This is a genomic window from Vibrio sp. GJ43-1, from assembly GCF_055808835.1.
This window is the reverse complement of sequence record NZ_CM147885.1, coordinates 1,533,160-1,554,553: the sequence shown is the minus strand read 5'-3', so window position 1 is coordinate 1,554,553 and position 21,394 is coordinate 1,533,160. Positions and strand designations below refer to the sequence as shown.

The 21,394-nt window shown below is 42.9% G+C and carries 13 protein-coding genes, 2 tRNA genes and 3 pseudogenes; 7 read left to right on the top strand and 11 right to left on the bottom strand.

Annotated elements, in window-relative coordinates; all coding sequences use genetic code 11:
• Together AC0L66_RS24380 and AC0L66_RS24375 are read left to right on the top strand one after the other, a co-directional pair.
• Positions 1–987, top strand: coding sequence for a type III PLP-dependent enzyme domain-containing protein (locus tag AC0L66_RS24380; protein WP_473569798.1), 987 nt, complete (start codon positions 1–3; stop codon positions 985–987).
• A gap of 311 nt (positions 988–1,298) precedes the next feature.
• Positions 1,299–2,132 (top strand): galactosyltransferase-related protein, encoded by an 834-nt coding sequence (locus AC0L66_RS24375; RefSeq protein WP_473569796.1) that lies wholly within the window; start codon positions 1,299–1,301, stop codon positions 2,130–2,132.
• 186 nt (positions 2,133–2,318) lie between these two features.
• On the opposite strand, the gene AC0L66_RS24370 is transcribed toward AC0L66_RS24375, so the two are convergent.
• The 5 genes and pseudogenes from AC0L66_RS24370 to AC0L66_RS24350 form a co-directional block, all read right to left on the bottom strand.
• Positions 2,319–3,692 carry an MATE family efflux transporter gene (locus AC0L66_RS24370; protein WP_473569794.1) on the bottom strand — a complete coding sequence of 458 codons (1,374 nt, stop codon included), beginning with the start codon at positions 3,690–3,692 and terminating at the stop codon, positions 2,319–2,321.
• 451 nt (positions 3,693–4,143) lie between these two features.
• Entirely contained in the window at positions 4,144–6,483 is a 2,340-nt protein-coding gene (locus AC0L66_RS24365) for a putative bifunctional diguanylate cyclase/phosphodiesterase (protein WP_473570887.1), read from the bottom strand.
• Positions 6,471–7,406, bottom strand: a complete 936-nt coding sequence (locus AC0L66_RS24360; RefSeq protein ID WP_265673988.1) for a transporter substrate-binding domain-containing protein — start codon at positions 7,404–7,406, stop codon at positions 6,471–6,473. Before AC0L66_RS24360 ends, AC0L66_RS24365 begins: the two co-directional genes overlap by 13 nt.
• Before the next feature lie 74 nt (positions 7,407–7,480).
• Positions 7,481–8,878 (bottom strand): annotated as a pseudogene (locus AC0L66_RS24355) (aminotransferase class V-fold PLP-dependent enzyme).
• Positions 8,879–9,196: 318 nt separating this feature from the next.
• On the bottom strand, positions 9,197–9,370 hold the full coding sequence (locus AC0L66_RS24350) for a hypothetical protein (protein ID WP_265673986.1): 174 nt from the start codon (positions 9,368–9,370) through the stop codon (positions 9,197–9,199).
• Positions 9,371–9,473: 103 nt separating this feature from the next.
• On the opposite strand from AC0L66_RS24350, the gene AC0L66_RS24345 reads away from it, so the two are divergent.
• From AC0L66_RS24345 to pulA, 3 genes are all read left to right on the top strand, one after another.
• Positions 9,474–9,561: transfer RNA gene (locus AC0L66_RS24345), tRNA-Leu, on the top strand.
• A gap of 68 nt (positions 9,562–9,629) precedes the next feature.
• Positions 9,630–9,703, top strand: a tRNA-Cys gene (locus tag AC0L66_RS24340).
• Positions 9,704–10,233: 530 nt separating this feature from the next.
• Positions 10,234–13,887 (top strand): pullulanase-type alpha-1,6-glucosidase, encoded by a 3,654-nt coding sequence (gene pulA / locus AC0L66_RS24335; protein ID WP_473569792.1) that lies wholly within the window; start codon positions 10,234–10,236, stop codon positions 13,885–13,887.
• A gap of 143 nt (positions 13,888–14,030) precedes the next feature.
• On the opposite strand, the pseudogene AC0L66_RS24330 reads toward pulA, so the two are convergent.
• Positions 14,031–14,353 (bottom strand): annotated as a pseudogene (locus AC0L66_RS24330) (heavy metal-binding domain-containing protein).
• A 149-nt stretch (positions 14,354–14,502) separates the two neighbouring features.
• Complete coding sequence (locus tag AC0L66_RS24325) at positions 14,503–15,318, bottom strand: phosphate ABC transporter substrate-binding protein (protein WP_265673983.1); 816 nt, start codon at positions 15,316–15,318, stop codon at positions 14,503–14,505.
• A gap of 182 nt (positions 15,319–15,500) precedes the next feature.
• On the opposite strand from AC0L66_RS24325, the gene AC0L66_RS24320 reads away from it, so the two are divergent.
• The gene (locus AC0L66_RS24320; RefSeq protein ID WP_473569790.1) at positions 15,501–15,848 is read left to right on the top strand and encodes a DUF3024 domain-containing protein; all 348 of its coding nucleotides are present in this window, start codon (positions 15,501–15,503) and stop codon (positions 15,846–15,848) included.
• Positions 15,849–15,952: 104 nt separating this feature from the next.
• Here AC0L66_RS24320 and AC0L66_RS24315 read toward each other — a convergent pair whose 3' ends face one another.
• The gene (locus AC0L66_RS24315; RefSeq protein ID WP_473569789.1) at positions 15,953–17,380 is read right to left on the bottom strand and encodes a methyl-accepting chemotaxis protein; all 1,428 of its coding nucleotides are present in this window, start codon (positions 17,378–17,380) and stop codon (positions 15,953–15,955) included.
• 154 nt (positions 17,381–17,534) lie between these two features.
• Positions 17,535–18,807 (bottom strand): annotated as a pseudogene (locus tag AC0L66_RS24310) (aromatic amino acid transport family protein).
• A gap of 604 nt (positions 18,808–19,411) precedes the next feature.
• Between AC0L66_RS24310 and AC0L66_RS24305 the strand changes: the two are divergent.
• A complete protein-coding gene (locus AC0L66_RS24305; RefSeq protein ID WP_473569787.1) occupies positions 19,412–20,335 on the top strand; it encodes an endonuclease/exonuclease/phosphatase family protein in 924 nt (307 codons plus the stop codon).
• Positions 20,336–20,424: 89 nt separating this feature from the next.
• Here AC0L66_RS24305 and AC0L66_RS24300 read toward each other — a convergent pair whose 3' ends face one another.
• Together AC0L66_RS24300 and AC0L66_RS24295 are read right to left on the bottom strand one after the other, a co-directional pair.
• Positions 20,425–20,991, bottom strand: coding sequence for a PhnA domain-containing protein (locus AC0L66_RS24300; RefSeq protein WP_473569785.1), 567 nt, complete (start codon positions 20,989–20,991; stop codon positions 20,425–20,427).
• 203 nt (positions 20,992–21,194) lie between these two features.
• Positions 21,195–21,380, bottom strand: a complete 186-nt coding sequence (locus AC0L66_RS24295; protein ID WP_473569784.1) for a hypothetical protein — start codon at positions 21,378–21,380, stop codon at positions 21,195–21,197.
• Positions 21,381–21,394 lie beyond the last annotated feature (14 nt).

Here is a 21,394-nt window from a genome sequence, read left to right as displayed (position 1 = left end):
ATGAAGTATCAAGAACATAATGATGATAATTTCGATGCCATTACGTTCGATTTGGCAGGAATAGAGCGTCAATATGATAGGTTATCGCATGCACTACCTGGTGTAGATATACGATTCGCTATCAAAGCATGCCCGGTTGATGGTGTATTGAGGTCGCTTGTTGAAAAAGGCTCTGGTTTTGATGCTGCAGGAGTGAATGAAATTATACAAGCAATTAAATCTGGATGCGATGTTAGTAAAATCCACTATGGCAATACCATTAAGTCGGACAAAGATATTAGTCATGCCTATTATTTAAATATTCGTGATTTTGTGACCGATAACATAGGCGATGTTCAAGCGATAGCACGTCTCGCGAGTGGCAGCCGAATTTGCTGTCGTATTGCTAATGAAGGCAAAGGCGCATTGTGGGAGTTAAGTCGAAAATTTGGTTGCTCAGGAAAGGAAGCGGTTCAAGTTTTAATAGAAGCAAAGAGAAGCGGTTTGAAGCCCGCGGGGCTTTCTGCACATGTTGGTTCGCAACAAATGGAAGTTGCAGCATGGGAACAGTTATTTACTCTCTGGAGAGAGGTTTTGCTTAACCTAAAATCTAAAGGAATACAGTTAGAGTATATTAATTTAGGGGGCGGATTCCCTTGCAGTGGCTATTTAGATAAGCAGGGAAATAAATTATCTCCACCAGAAGAAAAAATATTTAGCACAATTCGTGAAAATATGTCGCGGCTGCAAAAAGATATAGGGTACTCCTTACGTTTTATCGCTGAGCCGGGCCGCTATATTGTTGCTGATAGTGGTATGATTCGTGCGCATGTGGTGCGTTTATCTGAGCGGATTCAACCATGTGGTACTAGAGAGAGGTGGTTATATCTGTCTTGTGGAGTATTTAATGGTTTATTTGAAACTGACAAAATCAGATATAAAATGCGCTTCCCCACGCGTAAGGACAGTAAGCTAGTACCTAGCAATTGTTGCTGGGCCAACGTGTGACTCGTATGATGTGATTAATGATGAGACTAGTCAAATTCTCGTTCCTGAAGATCTACAATCTGGGGACCCTGTATTAATACTCTCATGTGGCGCATATTCTGCGAGTTTTGCTACTGTCGGTTTTAATGGTTTTTCTCCGTTAAAGCACAGTTTGCAAAACGGGAGTGAGCATGGTTCGATGCAAGCAAACTTAATTGAACAACCTGCTTTGAGTTGAAAATAGAGGGTAAATAAATGAATGAAAGTGTGGTGTCTTTTATTATTCCATTTAGGAACGCAAGTAGTGAAAGAGAAAAAACTGTTTTTCTACGTTGAAATGGGTAATTACCAATTATCAAAATTGTGAAATAATACTGGCTGAACATGGCTCTAAGACCGAGTTTTCACTCAAACCAGGAACCATTAACCAAATTTATGTAGGAAATGAACTTGAGCCATTTAATAAAAGTAAAATCATGAATCAAGCCGCCATTCTAGCATGCCATGATGTGCTTATATTTCTTGACTCTGATATTATTATTGACCCAGAAGATTTAAACCGATGTATCATCAGTTGCCAACAGGAATTTGAGGCAGTGAATCCCTTTAATGTCGTTATTGATCTTCCTGCAGATTTAAGTGAGATGATTCATAACTCACCCGACATGAAGTTAAATTATCCCATTGCTGAAAAAGATAAATCTGAGTGTAGAGATTTTCTTAATTTTAGTGGCGGTATGGTACTGATTCGAAAATCAAACTTTGTTCAAATTGGCGGCTGGCCTGAAGAGTTCTGGGGGTGGGGAGGAGAAGATGACGTTTTTGCTTACAAAATTGAACGCTTCTTGAAGTTTAAAACGTTCAAAAATCCCGTTTATCACCTTTACCATAAGCGTACAACTTACGAGACGGTTGCAGAGAACCCTGAGTATTTAGCTAATTGTGAAGCTATGGACCGGATAATTCGCTATACCGATACTCAATTAATAGACTATTGTATAGAAAGCAAGGAGGCACTCGTTAAGTTCCCTGTGAACGAACTATTATCAAATCCTATTCGTCATGATCTTTCTAAAGAGTTAATTATCCGACATGAAAGAGTCAATTTAGATGACTTAATTGAAGATGGGAAGGTTGTCTATTATCCAACAATACAGTTAAGTTAGCCAAACTAAGGGTATAACAGTGAGTATTGTTAGAAAAGCTTCCCTGCTTTTTAGAGAGCGCCAGTGCCATTTCACGTAGAAGTGGCACTTATCGACAGTAACTCTCACTTATTGTTAGTATCTGACGCCGATATCAACCTTACGTTTACGTTGAAGCTAGCTCATTAATTAAGCTTAGTTCATTAACTAAGCTGGTTCATTAACTAAGTTGGTTAGCCAACGTTTAGCAAAGATTCGGTGTACAACTAAGCATCCTTTGACGACCTCTTCTAGTAGGATCGCGACCATTACCCAAATTAGCGGCCAACCAAGAACAAAAATCGTGAATACTGCAACTGGAATACCGATACCCCAAAGGCCAAATAACTCGATAAAGAGTGCGTACTTCATGTCCCCGCCACTACGCAATGCCCCCGACAGTCCAAGCATGTTAAGAGCCCGCAATGGAACAGCGAAGGCCATAATTAGTAATATCTGAATCGCGACATCCAGTTGTGGCGTATTCATGTAATTCAAGACTTGCTGAATATCATCCCTTAACAGGTAAGTCAGCGGGCCAATAAAGAAAGCTAAGATAACCGCAACGATAATCAGTCGCCAAGCGACATACCATGCGCGTTGATACCGTTCCGCTCCCAGCTCCTGGCCAATGAGAGTCGATGCTGCGACACTTATTCCGTAGAAGAGGGAGAGTATCACGGCTTCCACGGGGCTTAGCATACTCACTACAGCCAGCGCGCCCACGCTAATGTGCCCCATGAGTATACTATAAGTTAAAATACCCGCCGCCCAGCCGCCGTTTTGTAGCAATGCCGGAAACGCAATTTTGAGATAGAGTTGGCGAGCTTTTAGAGTAAGACCGCTCTTTACATCGTGTTTATTCGGACAATATTGGCGCTTACGACTATATAAGTACCAACCTAAGATCAGCATTTGCACTACTCGTGATATTGCAGTACCTATTGCAGCCCCAACAACCCCCATTTCAGGAAACCCGTATAGTCCGAAGATTAATAGTGCATTCAACCCAACATTTAATAGACTGGCAAATATGCTGATGTACGTGGGCACAGTAGCTTCGCCAACCGCCCTAAACATGGACTCTAAAGGAACAACAATTGTCGTGAGCAAGATAGTCCAACCAGTAAATAGCAAATAGTCCGTCGCCATTTGATTAAATTCAACATCGTTACTCGCTAGACCAATGACCCAGCTAGGTGCGACTGTATATAGCAAAGCAAAAGGTAATGAAACGATAGCGGACATAATTATCGATTGTCCTAAAGAACGTTTCACACCTAAAATATCATTGGCGCCAAAGTATTGTGCTGCTAATACAGTCACGCCTGCACACGACCCATAAATGGCAAGTAAGTTGAAAAACACAATTCGACCGCCTAGCCCTACAGAAGCGACGGCACTATCACCTAAAGGAGCCACCATAAGTGCATCCACTAAGGATAGTAAGGAGTATAGGATGGACTGAGTAGCAACAGGAATAGCGATACTGCATACTTTACGCCAAAAATTACTATCTGCGGTTCGCCACATGGCTATCATCTTAATGTCCCTTTAAGTTTTGTGTGCATGAATCCATCATTCCCAGCAGCATAATAAGTTTGCCTAGCGTGACCTAGTATTCAAACGACTAAGATACAATCTCGAATCATTTACTCACCTGTAACCGCACCCTAAAATAACGCTAGTTCATTCTAAACGTCGCTTACTCAATATGATTATTTGCCTAGCAAACTTGAACTTTTGTACTGTTCGAGGGAGATTTTTTAAGGGGGCTGAGACGAGTATATCGATAAGTTTTCCATATTATTACGCAAGCTCAGCTTGCTAAGTACGATACTGAGTAAAAAATGCGAGTCGGAGGGAATTATTTGTAGTGGCATAGTAATTAGGTAATCAACTAAAGGTGATAGCAGTAACTCACCTTGATGCTCGTGTGGTTCGAGTTCAGTCTGACTGGCCTAAAGTTTGGCTGGTGGCCAATGATTCCCCTCTATTCCACGATGTTAAGCTTGAGAGGTTCTCTATATGCTTTGTTGGCATTGTCTCTAAGTAGGCGCTCAAACTCTTTAGCAGGTACTGGCTTACTATAATGAAACCCTTGACCATACTCACAATCAATGGAATTGAGATAATCAACATGCCATTGATTTTCAATACCTTCTGCGATTACTTTTAAGTTTAGCGCTTTTGCCATGGCGATCACCGCGTTGACAAGCTCGCGGTCAGATTTATTTTTACGGATATTTTTCAAAAATGAACGATCAATTTTTAGTTGATCAAACGGAAATTTTTGAAGATAGCTTAACGCTGAATAACCGGTGCCAAAGTCATCGATGGTTAATTTCACGCCCATGGATTGTAATTTATTCAGCAGGCTGATGACTTCTTCGTTGTGGTTGAAAAGTAGGCTTTCGGTGATTTCTATATCGAGTCGATCTGCGGGCAACCCCGATTTCATCAATCCATAGCGAACTTGCGTAAACAACTTATCGCAAAATCGAAATTGGACACTGGAAAAGTTAATAGACATGTGTATTGGAGCGATGGCTTGCCAAAGCGCTGCTTGTTGACAAGCCGTCATGATAGCGAACTCACCAATTTGATGGATTAGGCCATTTTTCTCTGATAAAGGTATAAATTCGTCGGGCGGCACCATACCAAATTTCTTGTCATTCCAACGCATAAGCGCTTCTGCGCCAATGATTTCATTAGTGCGTAAATTTAGGATCGGTTGATAATAAATTTCCAGTTCGTTGTTGGCTATCGCATAGCGCAGTCGTCCGTCTAAGCTTAAACTCCGTTGCACATTACTGCTCATATCTGAACTATAAAAGCTAAAAGCATTTCTACCATCTTGTTTAACGCTATACATGGCCATATCAGCATTAGCGAGGAGTTGTTCTGTATTTTGACCATCTTGCGGGTAAACAGACATTCCAATACTGATGGAAACGAAAAAATCTTGGTTATTCCAGTTGAATGGCTGATTGAAAAGGGCCAATACTTGGGTTGCATAGTCTTTGGCCAATACTTGGTTATTGAGGTTAGGGACAATGAGTAAAAATTCGTCACCACCTAAACGAGACAATAGCTCTGAGCTGCCAACAGAATCCATTAAGCGGGAAGTGCTTTGCTTGAGCACTTCATCACCTACTAAGTGACCCAAGGTATCATTTATCTGTTTGAAGTTGTCGAGATCGATAAACATTACCAGTAAGCTTGAGTTGTTTACGCCAGCCTTTTCTATCTCACTTTCTAGTTGTTGGTTACCATAACTGCGGTTGGGCAAACCTATTAGGGCATCGTGAGTGGCTTGATAGGAGAGCTTTTCTTCTGATATTTTCCGTTTTTCTATCTCGTCTAAGAGTTGATGATTTTTTACCGATAATATAGCGTGCTGTTTTTTTGATTCAGTCACTTTTGTTCTTAAAATGATATTAGCGTTATTAATTATAAAAATATAAAATAAACCAAACATAACAGGTAGCGCTAGGAAGGATAGGCTAATAATAAACCAGCTAGAGGTTAATATGCTTTTTCCGTTGACAGATTCAAACCAACTATTTAAAACGAAAGGCGTATTTTTGATAGGAATAGAAAAGTTAATCGTCGCATTGCTATTAGGCTCAGATGTTGGATTTTTTCCTGATAATGAGTCCCATACAAAAGAGTGGCCATTTTCGGAAACCAGTTCAATCCTACTTTGACTGTCCTTACTTTCTTGAGCCGTCAACTGTTCAAAAATAACGTCTTTGTTGAGAATTGCGACTAAGTAGGCTGTTGGAAGCCCAGATTGAGTCACCATTTTAACAAGCTGAACTTCATTGTTACCCAGTCGATTGACTGTTCGAATTATCACATCACTTGACTTGTTGTTCTTAAGGCGAGAGATATTAAATAGCAGTTTTGATTTTGGGTAGGTATCGGCAATGATAGAACCATCAAGCCCAACAAGAGCAAAACGGTCATATATGTTCTTTTGATTGATGGTTTTGTTTTTTTGCGTTGCAACAAGTTTGTTCTTTAGCCTTAGGATACTCGACCCTAAGCCATACTGCATGGACATCCCTGATGCTAAGTTTGCGAAGAAGGCATGCATTACTCTGTCTTCGACCAGCGTATCCATATCTTCATTGGTGACGTAAAAGAAATACTCTAAAGTACTGGCGTAATTTCCCACTTTTAACTCAAGTTCGCGGTGTTGAGATTGTTCTAAACGAGTCTGACCTAAGTTAGTAACGCCAAGAATTAACATTAAGTAAGCTGCCAGCAATAGAGAGGCTAATAATATCAATCGATTGGCTTTTACATTTATAGTCATAGTTTTGATTTACTACCTTCTGTAAAATAACCTTCATAAAAATAGAACACGGATGGATAGTATTTTTCGACAAGTTTATTGTAGCTTCCATCTTTTTTAATTTTAGATAAGTATTTATTAAATTCAATTCTGAGATTCGGAGAGTCTTTGCGAAAAACGGCAGCCATCCGTTGTTCTTCTGACACTGGTCCAATAACCTTAATTTCACCAGGCCATTTTTCTAGTGCAATTAGCGTATCTGGTACATCGAGTAATGTACTTTCTGCGTTACTGTTTAGTACAGCAGGGACCATTTCACTGAGCTTTCTTTGTTGTTCCGGAAGAATGATATTGGCACCTGTATCATAAAGTTGATACAAATTGGGGTCGAGACAAGAATGTTCCATTGCAAGTACATCTTTACCCCGCATCAGTTGTTTAACTTGTACGATGTCTTTGGCGCTCGAACCTGATGGTTGAATGGGTTTCAAGTCGGATTCTGTTTTTGCTATCAACCATACTGCTGATGGAAAGTAATCTGTGGAAAAGTCAGCAATCTGTGTTCGCCATTCTAAGATTGTCACGCCGTTGGCAATTAAGTCGCCTTCAATTGGAACTTGTTTTCCTAGCGTTAGTGCATTGTTGGTAAATTGAGCATCTTGCCCTATTAGTTTGCCGAACACATTATTCCATTGTGCTGGTACATATTGATACTCCACTCCGATTGACTCCGCGAACCCTTGTACAATTTCGACATCTAATCCGGTTAAATATTGAAAGTCATTTTGGTCAATGTAGGAAACAAAGTTGGCGTATGAGACCCCAAGGTGTCGTAAAACACCACGTTTTTGTATTTCTTCCAAATCATCAGCTAAGAGTGCTGAACTAAAAAAGGTCAGAGCAACCGTGGCAAAAGCCGCCGATATTTGACTATACGATAGAGTAACTTTCATAGTAAACCTCTTAAAGCTCAGGTGATAATCGCCCAATATAATATTGGGCGTATGGTAACTAGGCCATATCGTAGCTAGGCCATGTCGTAATACAGCTCTTGAATAGCATTGATCAGACCAATTACATCGTTTTCATCATGGAATAGGTGGGTAGAGATCCTTAATGAATAAGTATCGGGCCCCCGATTTCCAATTTAAAACTTGTTGTACGGATTATGTACCCATATTGTTCTCGTAAACGATCCCTGAACTCTGTCAGTACGCTTTCGGGCACACTAAGTTCAAACGGGTTAAATGTAGTGAGGCCGCTGGTCAGGCTTGATTACGTTGGGAGAAAAAATATAGACATTTGGCAGAGTCTTTTGTAAAAGCTCTTTGCACAGTGAGCCAAGTCCCAGCACTCTTTTTTCAATACGAGCGCGGCCGATATCGTCCCACATTTTACAACTGTCAGCCAAAGCTTGTTTTGCTGGGTAATTATCATTGCCAACATATTGGAGTTGATAGTGAATACCCAAATAATCTAAATGGCCCAATGACGAGTTTATTGCCCAGTAAGGCTTTTCTCCATTAGCCCATTCTTTGATTCGGTTCATGTTGTCACGGACGTAAAGAATACCAGTGGCCCCGGGGCCACATTGCCATTTATGCCCAGAACCTGCGTAGAAATCACAATCAAGATCATGGAAATCGAGGTCGAGCATGCCTATTGTATGCGCGCCATCAACAAGGGTAGGTATCTGACTTTGTGTCGCCAACTGACAAATTTCTTTCGCTGGTAGGCGCGTGCCCGTTTTATAGGTGATGTGCGAGAAAGTAATAAGCTTAATATTAGAGTATTGTTCAATCGCTTCGCGGAACGCTTCTACATAATCTTGTTCTGTGACAGGCTCGTTGCCCGTATAAATTGGCAACTGAATCTCGATGATTTCAACGCCATACCTTTGTTTTACCATATTCAGTGGTGACATTGCAGCGATGTGTTCGTGATGTGTAGTAAGAATCACATCACCAGATTGCAGGTTAAGACCGTTGATTATCGAGCACATTCCATCGGTCGTGTTTCGGCTTAAGATGATCTCACTTGGGTCTGCACCAAACCCTGCAGCAATATCCGACACCATGTCTGAGACATAGGGCCATGAACCAAATTTTCCGTCCATATCCCAAGGGTATTTTGCAACGGTTTTGTTGTTTTTGTTATAGTGTTTTAACACTTGTTTAGGCATAGACCCTGTAGTGCCGATGTTCATGTACGTTGTTGAATTGTCGAGAATAAATTGGGATTTAATATTGGTCCAAAATGCTTTGCCTGTTGAGTGGCGATGAGAGTTCCACTGGGAGTCGAGCTCGTCGGCGTTTGACACTGAACTAAACAGGGTACTACTAACTCCAGCAATGGCTACGCCCGCACTACCTTTCATGAAATTACGTCGATTAAGTGATTCTACTTCCTTGTTCACTTTGCTCATTTGCACAGTCCTTTATGATTGAGTGAGGTTGATAATGCTTATTTACAGTTATGTTAATTAAAGTTCGCTGTTTCAAAAGCTTAGTATCTACAGGGCCAAAAATAAATTAGCCAAAGGTGATCTTGACTCCAAAACAAGTTAAAAGCTTTCTAAAAATCAACATGATAGCGTTCTATTTCGCGAACTAGCGCAGAGGTACACGTTGAACGCGATTGTCACTATCCTCAATTTTGTCATTATCTTAGTTGATGGCCTCCACAGAGTAATAGATTAGGATTTTGAAAACCTTAATCTACATTGGTTGCACGGTAAGCGATCTTAGGGAGTGAAAGTCGGTGCTGGTGATTGCCCTGAATTAGAATTATAAAGAGGGTTGTTTGTTGGTATTGCGGTTGGATTAATATCTGACTTTAAAGGCATTGATTTATCTCTTTCTTTTTGAATATGAAGAGGATTCATCCAGCTTGCTGGAGTTTTCGTCAGGTAATCCATAAAGTTAACATTTTTGCTTGACGATAATTCTCATTCGAATATAGTGCTCAACGTAGCCGCATTTCAATGCGGGAGCGATGGTGTTTCCAAGCATTATATGTATGCCCTGGTGGTGGAATTGGTAGACACAAGGGATTTAAAATCCCTCGACGTTCGCGTTGTGCCTGGCTCAAGTCCGGCCCGGGGCACCATCTCATTATTGTGTGATTAACAACCGTTAGCTCTCACTACATATGAACTTAGAAATACGACATAAAAAGGCGCCTTGGCAGAGTGGCTATGCAGCGGATTGCAAATCCGTGGACCTCGGTTCGACTCCGGGAGGCGCCTCCATTTCTTAATGCTTCCCTATTCAAGCTAAACTTCCGCTACATTCGTAATCCTGATAACCTTCTTCAGACGCTACACAGGCACGTTCATTTCTACCTATAGTCTTACATTAAGCGCTTAGTTTTACGTTAAGTGCATAGTTTTAGACGCAATTAGTTCATTTAAAACCATGACTCTTGTTATTGCGCCATCTATTGAAATGGGTCATTGATGCAAAGAACTTAATTTTAGTCATCAATAAAGCTCCTCGCCAAAGGTGAGCCAACTCTCTCATTGAAGGCTGAAATCTACGCCTAAGAGACTCATCCTTACTGACTACGCCCCAAGGTTTACGGCCAAAACTCTGTGTCAGAGATCTCATTAAACTACCTATTTAGGCTTTTAGAGTGTGAGAGTTGTCCAAGACGGCGGTAATTTTCTCAGATACAAAAAGTTAACAAACCTTCCTCTCATTTTGTTGTTGCCCCTGTTATTTAACATAGAGGCTGTACTGCACATCAATTTAAATAATCAATAACAAATAGGTTTGCCAAGTGGACAATAAAAAATTCAAATTATCGATGATTGCCAAAAGTTTAGTTCCAATACTTTCTGTCGCCGTAATCGCAGGGTGTAATGACAGCGGTGATAACGCAGGTGGTAACTCGGGCGGAAATAATGGCAGCAATATTAGCGGCCTTTATCAAGCGGGTGATAACGAAGTCGTGGTTTATTATAAACAAGATATTGCTGCAGCTTCCGGGTCACCTTATGACGGCTGGGGCTTACATTTATGGAACGGTGAGGGTTGTACCAGTACCGATCTACAAGCAATGGGGATCGCCGATGGAGGGACTGCTTGGGGGGCACCTAAGCTAGCCGATGGTGTCAGTGATACTTACGGTGCGTACTATGTATTGAATGTTAATCCGGATGCATCTGATCCTCACAACTGTATGAACTTCATTTTGCACAAAGGTGATGAAAAAGCCTTTGGTAGTGCAAACTCAAAAGTGCTGCTTAATAATCTTGATGAAAGCAAGGGTCTATTTGGCTTCCATGGTAGCAGTGAGTTGTACTACAAACCTATTGCCGATCGTCCCGTTGTTATCGATGGGCAAAAAGCGCACTGGCTAGATGCGGACACACTCGCTTGGGAAGCGGCGGCCAGTGCTCAGAAAGTGAAATTGTTTTACAGTGAAACAGCCGCCATCACGATGGATGAAGACAGGAACATAGTAGGTGGCACTGCCGTTGACATGACGGTGCAAGGCGATTTGTCGGAAGCGTTAAAAAAACGATTTAGACACCTAGGAAGTGTAAAGTCAGTCACATTAAATACGACTGACGAGCTACTGCGAACCATTTTAAAATCGCAAATTGTCGTAGTGGCTTACAACAGTAATGATGAAGTGATGGCGGCAACAGAGGTACAAAAGCCAGGCGTGCTCGACGCCGTGTTTGTAGATGAAAATACCTGCAATGCTATCAATGAAACTCTGGGTGCAATCGTGACAGGTAACGATGCGAACTTTAAGCTTTGGGCACCAACGGCTCAGCGTGTTCAGTTGGAAATCTACGACGTTGACAAACAGTTAGAGCAAACCGTTGCGATGACTGAAAATAGCGATACCTATGTTTGGTCTTCGGATGTGGTTAGTGGCGCGGTGGGTAAGTTCTATCGCTACAATGTCAAAGTGTATCATCCTACGACGAAAGTCATTGAAGAGCGTTTAGTTACCGACCCATACTCTGTTAGCCTTTCAGTTAACTCTCGCTATTCTCATGTCGTTAACTTAGACGACCCTGCATTGATGCCAGAGGGTTGGGGTAGTGCCGAACATGTAAGACCGACTGTAAAGAACGATGAAGATCATGTTCTGTATGAATCCCATATTAGGGACTTCAGTTTTAGTGACACATTAGGCACAGCGGCGCTGAACGGAAAATACATGGCATTAACCGAGCCATCTCGTGAATCGGTTACCCATTTGCAAGCGCTTAAAGATGCAGGCTTAACCACACTTCATATTCTTCCTGCTTTTGATATTGCGACAATTGATGAAGAAAAAACCGTGGATATTACCGACACGGTCGGTGATTTGTGTGCGGCTTCACCTTCGGCTTCGGTGTGTGCGAGTGGGGATTCCTCCCAGGTTATAGAAGATTTGTTAGAAAGCTATGATCCGGCGACAGACAGTGCGCAAGCATTGATGAATGATCTACGTATGCTCGACAGCTTTAACTGGGGTTACGACCCTTATCATTACACGGTACCGGAAGGAAGCTATGCCACGGATGCGAAAGGCGCGGCTCGTATCAAAGAGTTCCGTGAAATGGTGAAAGCCTCACACGACATGGGACTAAAGCTGGTCATGGATGTGGTGTACAACCATACCAACGCTTCAGGAGTGAATGAAAAGTCTGTTCTGGATAAAATTGTCCCGGGGTATTACCACCGACTCAATGTGAATACTGGTGGTGTTGAAACGTCAACCTGTTGTGATAACACGGCAACAGAAAACCTAATGATGGGTAAGTTGATGGTGGATTCGCTAAAAGTTTGGGCAGATGACTACAAAGTAGATGGTTTCCGTTTTGACTTGATGGGACATCAACCTGCTTCGGTAATGATCCAAGCGCTGAAAGACGTACGTGAAATTGACCCTAATACACTGTTCTATGGTGAAGGTTGGGATTTTGGTGAAGTATCCAATAATGCACGTTTTGATCAAGCGAATCAGTTAAACATGGCGGGTACTCAGATCGGTACTTTCTCAGATAGACTGCGCGACGCAGTTCGAGGCGGGAGTCCGTTTGACGGCGGACAAAACACTGAGGGCAAGCATCCTCTTCGTTTCAACCAAGGATTTGGTAATGCGGCGTATATCAACGAAGAAGTGACAAGCTCGCCAGAAACTACCAAGGCTATGCTTCATAACCAAGATATTGTGCGTTTAGGTATGGCTGGAAACCTAGCTGATTACGTTCTTATTGATTACACAGGGAGCACTAAAAAAGGCAAAGATGTGGACTATAACGGCGCACCAGCTGGTTATACTAAGTTCCCATCAGAAAACATTTCTTATGTGTCAAAGCACGATAACCAAACACTGTGGGACAATAACGCGTATAAGATTGCGACAGGCACATCGTCTGCCGACAGAGCGCGCATGCAAAGTGTTTCTCTGTCTACGGTTATGTTAGGGCAAGGGATTCCATTCATCCATATGGGTTCGGAATTACTGCGTTCTAAGTCTATGCAGCGAGATTCTTATGACTCAGGTGATTGGTATAACCGAGTTCGTTTTGACGGCTCTGACAACAACTGGAATGTGGGTTTACCAAGAGAAGATAAAGACGGGGCAAACTGGGGGTTAATTAAAACCATCATAGCTGACACGACCGCAGAGCCTGATCAAAGCGATATCGCCTTGACGAAAGCGCAGTTTTTGGAATTATTAACCATCCGCAGCGAGAGTCCATTGTTTAGGTTAAACAGCGCGGAAGAGGTGATGAACCGTGTCGATTTCCGAAATGTGGGCAAGGACCAAACCCAAGGTTTGATTGTGATGACCATTGATGATGGAACAACGGCAGGGGTAGATCTCGATAACAATTATGACGCGATTGTGGTTGTGATTAACTCGACATCCACTCAGCAAGATGCGGTCATATCGGGCGTCACAGGTTTTGAACTACATAGCGTACAGAAAACATCGGCGGACGTGACGGTGCAATCGGCTTCGTTTAGTGATGGAACCTTCTCGGTACCCGCATTAACAACGGCGGTGTTTGTTCAACCACAATCGGGCGCTCAAGGTGCAGGCCTGCCCGTAGATATGTCAGATAAAGACGTGGATTCGATTCCTCCATTTGGCGATACCATTGTGTACGTTAAAGGGAGTATGAATAGCTGGGCTGATAATAGTGACTGGGCGATGAGATTTGTCGGCAATGGCTTGTATCAGCTATCAGCAACGTTAGAAACGGGGACACATGAATTTAAATTTGCGGATTCGAGTTGGAGTGCACCGAATGTCGGTTGTGGTACCGCGACGCTAGGTGAAGGTTCTCTAAGTCTGGGTGACGGTGAGAATTGTAAGCTTACGGTCGCAGAAGCGGGTAAGTATAACTTTGTGTTTGATGCGCGTTATCTGCAAGATGACAAGATTGCAAAACCGACAGTGAGCGTGACGAAGCAGTAGTACTGACAGAGTTCGAATAGCTCATAGCTCATAACTCATAGTTTATCGCTTATTTAGGCAGCAAAATTACGATTTTGCTGCCTATTTTCTAAAGTGACGGGGGATGAGTAACTGGCGGTAATTAGTCGATAACTGGTCTATGGCTAGTCTATAACGACGGCGGTGCCGCTTGCGGAGACCATCAACATACCATTACCAGAACCCAGCACTTCATAATCTAAATCCACGCCAACAACCGCATTCGCACCGAGATCATGAGCTTTCTCTTGCAGTTCTTTCAAAGCGATTTCACGAGCGCGCTGTAATTCTCTTTCGTAAGTTCCCGAACGACCCCCAACAATATCGCGTAAGCTTACAGAAACATATCTTTAAAAACATTTGCGCCTAAAATTGCTTCACCTGCAATTACGCCTTTATAGGCGACAATTCTTTTGCCTTCAATGCTTTGAGTCGTTGTAGTAATCATAAACACTCTCCTGAGTTGAGTAATAGCAAACCAAATTACAACATAGCAGGTCAGGTAGAGATGTGAAATGACTAACTTTGCCTATTTTAGAAGCAATAAAAAAGGAGATCGTTGCTCTCCTTTTATCGTGAATACACAAGTGACTGAGATTACTTTTTGATAGGGGTGTAGCCGTATTCCGCAATTAATGCCTGCCCGTTATCTGAAAGTACATATTTAATGAACTTATCCGCATCGTCATCAATGTCATCTTTTTTATGTAGTAACAAGAATGGACGCGCTAATTTGTACTTTCCTTGGGCGATATTTTCAGTTGACGCTTCGACACCCTCAAATTGAATCGCTTTGATGGAACGGTCGACAGATCCTTCAGAAACAAAGCCAATAGCATGCGGATTATGATTCACGATGGTTTTTACCATGCTGTTACTGTTCACAACTAAATTCGTTGGATTGATATCAGAGACCAATCTATCGTTCACAATTCGAGTTAAGCCCAACAGGCTTTCAAAACTGTAACGAGTCCCTGAAGAGGCTTCGCGAGTGACGACAGCAATCGCTTTGTCTTCACCACCAACTTGTTTCCAATTGGTGATTTTGCCTTTATAGATATCAAAAACTTGCTCACGAGAAAGGTTAGGTACCGGGTTGGTGATATTAACCACAATGGCTAAACCATCATAAGCAATAGGGAAGACGTCTAATGCTTCACTGCTTTCTCGCTCGGTTAAGTAGCGACTGCTCATACCAATGTCGGCGACGCCTTTTTCAACGAGCGTGATGCCTGCTGTTGAGCCAATACCTTGAACGGCAATAAACGTGTTTTTATGAGAGGTATTGTATTGTTCAGCCAGCACATCCATTACTCGGGCGACAGAGGTAGAACCGGAAATATTCACTTCTTCAGCATAAGAAAAGGAAGTGGCTGAAATTGAAATAAGGGCGGCCATAGCGACGCGTAGCATAGAATAACTCCATATAAAGTAACGATTCGACACATCATATGTCGTTTGTATGACACTTTTGTGATTGAGGTAAAGAACTCAGCATTCGGTCATTATATTTAGCGACATCGAGATTGGGCTTCTAACAAAATCTCGGAAAAACAGTTATATTAACTAACAGTGAGATAGAAGGGTGAGCGTGTATGACACTAATTCAAATGTCCCAATGTCGGCTGGAACGCTGTGCTGAAATGGTATGCATGAACCGAAATAAAAGTATCCCGGTTGAGCTGGGCAAGTCGTTATTTGAAACGATTCCTAACGGTGTGTTGTTTTCTAATGCCCATTATTTGCTCGATTCAACGTTTTCTGATTATACCAATCCAGTTGCGAAAGTTGAATTTGATAGTCTGGATAAGACGTGGCATCTATCGATTCCTTCCGAAGACGACGAATCACAATGGGTTCCGTATCCATTTTTATCTCAAAGCCATGACCTTACGGCGATTATGCGAGAAATTGAAAAAGATCCCAAAGCTTACTTTTGGTGATTTTTTAGTAGCATGTTAAAAAATGCCAGAAACAGAAACAGAACTAAAAATAGAAAAGGAGAGCAGGTGCTCTCCTTTTTGATCCAGCGTCGCCAAAAAAACGACTAAGTACGGTATCTGATAAGAACTTCGCTGAGTGAGCGTGTGGCTTCCGAAAGCGTCGCAATAGAGGCTTCACTTCGCTGTGCAATTTCTCTAATTGTCCCTGACTGTGAGCGGATGTCACTGAGTTCACTTGCAATACTTGATGCGACGGAGCTTTGCTCCGTCGCTGAGGTGGAAATTTGGGTGCTCATATCCATTACCGCTTGGGCTGAATCAGAAATTGAATTGATATCATGACCAATATCAGAAATTAGCGCGCTGCTTGATTGAGCTTGTTCAACGGTTTGTTGAGTAATCGAGGCGATATTGTGGCTCTCAGATTGTAGTTTTTCAATCATGGCTTGTATTTCAACGGTCGCGGCTTGAGTTCGACTCGCGAGAGTACGCACTTCATCGGCGACAACCGCAAACCCACGACCTTGCTCTCCAGCTCGGGCAGCTTCGATAGCGGCGTTGAGTGCCAATAAATTGGTTTGTTCGGAGATGGCATTAATTGTGGTAATCACTTCATTAATCTGCGTGGTATTTTCTGTGAGAGCAGAAACCGAGTGAGAAGCTTCTTGGATGAAATTAGACAGTTGATTGATATCACCAATTGCTTGCTGAACCCTTTGGTAGCTTAGTTCTACTTGCTTTGCGTCATCTTCCGCTTGTCGGTTAGACTGCTGAGAGATAGTAGAGACTTCTTGTGAAGATGCTGTCATTTCTTCCATCGCGGTCGCAACAGAATCAAGCGAGGAATACTGGCTGCTTATTTGGCTGTTGCTGCGAGCGATCTCGGAATGAAATTGCGTTGAAGTTTGTTCTAGGCTGGTGGCAGAAGACTTTACGGTGACAACAAGTTCGGTTAGCGTGTCCATGGCGTCATCAAGTGCGACACCAATTGTGCCAAACTCATCTCGACCCGCAACAAAGTTCAACCTTGAAGTGAGATCGCCATCAGCAATTTTCTTGGTGGTGGCGTAAAGTGTCCACAGTGCACCACCTAAGAAGGTGCTTAGCCAATACGCAAAAATACCAAATGGTAGTACCCAAAGAGAAGTCAGAGCAAGAGAGGTTAGCGCATTAGATTTGGCTGTTTCGATGCTGATAGATGCAGAGTGATGTAAGCCGTACTGTTTGCCATTATTTGCTTGTGCAACGGCCTGTACCGTTCCGTTATTGATGGAGCTCGCTTGGGCTGATGCCGACGTTACACCTAGAGCGCGAAGCTCCTCAGGACTTGACGTTGTTTCAAGGTAACCTTGTAAGCGTGACTCCGCTGCCGTGATCGCTAGCTGCTCCGCGTGAATGATGGCATCTTGGTAGCGATTTATCGCAGTAAAGGATAGGGCAAGTAAAAAGAGGGCAAAAAGTACCCAAACCTTATCGCTTATCGACATTTTAATAAATATTGAGTCGATTTTTCTAAATTGAACTTCTCTCATAGAGACTCCGCTGCTTTCTTATAATTTGTTTGAATAGACAAATGAACAGGAGGCCTTCGAATGAAGGCCTCCTGTTCTACATGCTATCTTTGATATCGGCGAAGATGTAATTTCTTGAGAGCTTTTACATTGTTAATGTGACTAGTGTCGATATTTACAAGCTAGGCAGGACATTCATCGAAATTAATACCTGTGATACGACGATGATTAGCCCAGCCGCAAAAGATAGGTTTAGCGCCACTTGCCCACCAGCAACAACATAAGCTTGGTCGTTGTCTACCGACGTTTTGCGTACTTTCTTTATCATTGCTACTGGTAAAAAGATCGCTAGGGTAGCGAGTGCGATAGCCGCGTAGCCAAGTGCCATGATAAAGCCCTGTGGATAGAAAAGGGCAAAGCAAAGCGGCGGAATAAAAGTAACCAGCGCGGCGATAATACGTTGCTTGGTAGTAAGTGTCCCTACGTCCTGGTCCTCACCATTATTACTATTTATCGTGTTTTTCGTGGTGTTTACTGATGTATTGTAGCGGCTACCGAGGTCACGAAGATATTCAAACAACCCTAAACTCACCCCTAAGAAAGACGTCATCAAAGCAAGATCGGCAAACACACCAATGACGGTTGCTAGCTTATCAATATGTACAGTTTGGGCTAAGGATGCGATAAGGTTGCTAAGACCTGTGTTGTCCAATAAGTTGCTTTGACTGACGACACCAAGCGTGACAACTTGCCAAAAGATATAAATGACGAGTGGAAGGCTTGAGCCAATCATGACCGCTTTGCGCAGTGAGCGAGTATCACCTTTAAGGTAGTTGACTATCGCTGGGATACTGCCGTGGAAGCCAAATGAGGTGAAGATAACAGGGATTGCAGCAAGGATTAACCCTTGCTGTACTGGCATGCTCAGCAGGTATGAGTGAGTGACACTCGGTGCCAGAAGAAAAAGCACGCCACCCATTGCGAGAAGCTTGATGGTGAACAGAACTCGATTGAGTTTGTCGACAGCGTGTGTTCCCAGCGCAACAGTTAACGCAACGAGGAAAGTAAAGATAAGCGTCGCGACGGTGCTCGACAGCTCAACCCCTAAGACCATTTCCACACGTTCACGAAACTGACCACCGCCACTAAGCAATGTAAGCAGCACATAAGGCGTAAAATAACACCAGCATAGCGATGCTCGCAATGTATTGCCCTTTTTTACCTAAAATTTGTTTTGCGAGCGTATGCAACGTTGCGGAATGATCGGCATGCTGGTGAAGCTCAACCATTAGCAGCGCGGTATACGCCATCAGTGCCCAAAGGCCCATCATAATGATTAATGAGGTGCCGAATCCAATACCAGCAGACGCGATAGGCAAGGCTAGCATACCTGCACCGATAGTCGTTCCCGCAATAATGAGTGTGCTTCCAATAACTTTTGATTTCATGTAAATATTTCTTTACGTTATGGCTTTCTAAAGTGATACCGACTAGTTGTCTGCTAGGTTTAGAGCGCTTTTATCTGGATGAGTAGTGATTATGTAGACAATTAAATGTCAAAACAAGCGAAATGTAAGATTATTTATCACTATGTGTATGCATATATTTACATGCTGGCTTTATTGGTCAATAAGTAGGCGAAGCAATCGTTTAACAATGAGATGTGTCAAATATTGTGTATTAAGGCTTGGGTTTAATTGGAACGTCATATAAGTTAGTTACAACTCAATGATGAGTGCCCACACGGTGACCGCCGTTAATGTCGGGCAAAAAAGGAAGATATTATGGAAACAGCAACGCACGAAGATGCATTAGAGTGGATGGATGCAATGGAAGTAGGGATCATCCTATCGGACTACCAAGAAAATGACCAACCAGAAGAAAGTCTATCTTGAAATAGAGGCACTGTTGCGGTGCCTTAAGCGTCTCATTATTTAAACAAACCCTCTATCCTTCGCTATTATTGCCCTGTCTAGCCGAACCTCGTTAACACTCTTGCTTATCCACACCTAGACTGAAATTATCTGATACGATAATGGAGGATGAGGGATTATGTGGATCGTTTATGTAGCGATACCGACCATAATTGGTATTTGTGCCTACTATTTGCCGAATAGTTGGATGTTAGAGAACGCCGCATCCTTTATCGTAATACTGCCAGTGTTTTATCTCTGTATTGCATTGATGTTGTTTATAAGAAAGAGGCGTACCCTTGCCAGCACGAGCCTGCTATTGGCGGTGAGTTGGTTGCTTCCTCTTAGTCCTATTGTCTTTAATGGGGGGCAAACTTGCGAGGGAAATAAGGTGTCGGTGGTGCAATACAATGTGTATTATGGCAATCCTCAACTGGATTCCTTTATTCAGTACGTTCGTACAAATAGACCCGAAATTCTTATTCTTCAAGAAGTGTCTCCCAGCCATGGTGAGCAGTTGAAAGGCCTCACCGAACTGTACCCTTATCAATTTGGTGGACAGCGTCGTGTTGGGTATCCGAGTGGTCAAATGATATTGAGTCAACAACCACTATATGGAATGAACTCAATAGCATCACGCTCTGGACATAAAATCCTGAAAGTAATTTGGCGCGCAACTACAGATAAAGATGTGTACTTAATTACAGCCCATCCGCCGTCCCCAAGAACGGAACAACTATGGGTAGAACGAAATGAGGTACTACAAGATGTGATGCGTGAAGCGGAACGTTCGCCTTTGGATACCACACTTGTGGTGGGGGACTTCAATTTAGCGAGCACAACGGCTCGATTTACTGCATTAATGCCAGAATTTCAGACTGAACCAGTGGTCAGTTGGCCTTCTTTTCTTGAGCGTTGGCTTGTTCCATTTCAACCTATTATTGCCATTGATCATCTCTGGGTGAGGGCTGAGGATCAAGAGCTGTTAATTTGTCAGCGAGAGGCGCTTACACACGTAGCTGGATCTGATCATCTCGCAATTCGTACTTACTTGAATTTATAATGCGATGGATATTACGGGAGTTGGGTTAGAAACGAAAAAGCGCCCTAAGGCGCTTTTGACAGTGTTAATCTGCGAACTACTTTTACACACTACTTCTTACGGCAATATTCACAACGTAGCCACATAGATTGACCTTCAACTTTGCCTGAGAACAGTTCTGGATCGTCTTGTGCAAGGCCGATGTTTCGTACCATAGTGCCAATTTTAACCACCATTGAAGACCCCTTAACTGGAAGATCTTTGATAATTGTGACCGTGTCACCTTTTTGTAATGGTGCACCGTGGCAGTCAACGTGTTTTAGACCATCGTTTTCTAGGCCCGTTTCAGCCCATGTTTTTGTCTCTTCTTCCATGTACATCATGTCGAGAAGATCTTGCGCCCAGCCTTCAGCTGCAAGGCGATGCAGTTGACGAAATGCCACAACTTGAACAGGAGCAACTTGGCTCCACATGCTGTCATTTAGGCAGCGCCAGTGGTTAACGTCCATTGACTCTGGATTTTCAATTTGGCTTGAACATGTTTCACAAAGCATGATTGCGTGATCAACGGTCACGTGCGAATGAGGCGCGACAACAAACGGAGAGAGTGACGTTTCCGCCGCACAAAGTTCACATTTGTTTCCACAGCGCTCTAGCATCGTTGCTTCAGTAGACATACTTAACCCTTATTTTGGTGAGATCGGGCGAAAGCCTCGTCCGATGGTTATTCTGTGGTACTTAATTTTAGTATCACCGGATTGATAGCCGCGCATTATACATGGTTTTAGCGAAAAGTGTGACATAGAAACGGAAAAGCACGGCAGGGTGCCGTGCTTTGCTTTCAGCGCTACATCAACGTTATTCTAAAACAGAGGCAGAATTAGAAATGAGCGCTGTGCTTAGTTGCAATGAAAGAGCTCACTTCGCTTTGCATCTCCTGATGATGAGCTAAATCGGAATAGGCTCTGGTATCTTGAACCGAAATATAACTACTGTGTTGCCCAAGGGCGCTAAAGCGCACAAACGGCGTCGTTTCGGCAGACCCGCCTTGACTACTACTGACCACCGTTAAACCCAATT

Bases quoted from the DNA above. Each gene is read 5' to 3' on its own strand.
- AC0L66_RS24350 (WP_265673986.1), bottom strand. From the start codon at position 9,370: ATGGATTACCTGACGAAAACTCCAGCAAGCTGGATGAATCCTCTTCAT.
- AC0L66_RS24305 (WP_473569787.1), top strand. From the start codon at position 19,412: ATGTGGATCGTTTATGTAGCGATACCGACCATAATTGGTATTTGTGCC.
- AC0L66_RS24360 (WP_265673988.1), bottom strand. From the start codon at position 7,406: ATGAAAGTTACTCTATCGTATAGTCAAATATCGGCGGCTTTTGCCACG.
- AC0L66_RS24300 (WP_473569785.1), bottom strand. From the start codon at position 20,991: ATGTCTACTGAAGCAACGATGCTAGAGCGCTGTGGAAACAAATGTGAA.
- AC0L66_RS24315 (WP_473569789.1), bottom strand. From the start codon at position 17,380: ATGAGAGAAGTTCAATTTAGAAAAATCGACTCAATATTTATTAAAATG.
- AC0L66_RS24325 (WP_265673983.1), bottom strand. From the start codon at position 15,318: ATGCTACGCGTCGCTATGGCCGCCCTTATTTCAATTTCAGCCACTTCC.
- AC0L66_RS24380 (WP_473569798.1), top strand. From the start codon at position 1: ATGAAGTATCAAGAACATAATGATGATAATTTCGATGCCATTACGTTC.
- AC0L66_RS24370 (WP_473569794.1), bottom strand. From the start codon at position 3,692: ATGATAGCCATGTGGCGAACCGCAGATAGTAATTTTTGGCGTAAAGTA.
- AC0L66_RS24320 (WP_473569790.1), top strand. From the start codon at position 15,501: ATGACACTAATTCAAATGTCCCAATGTCGGCTGGAACGCTGTGCTGAA.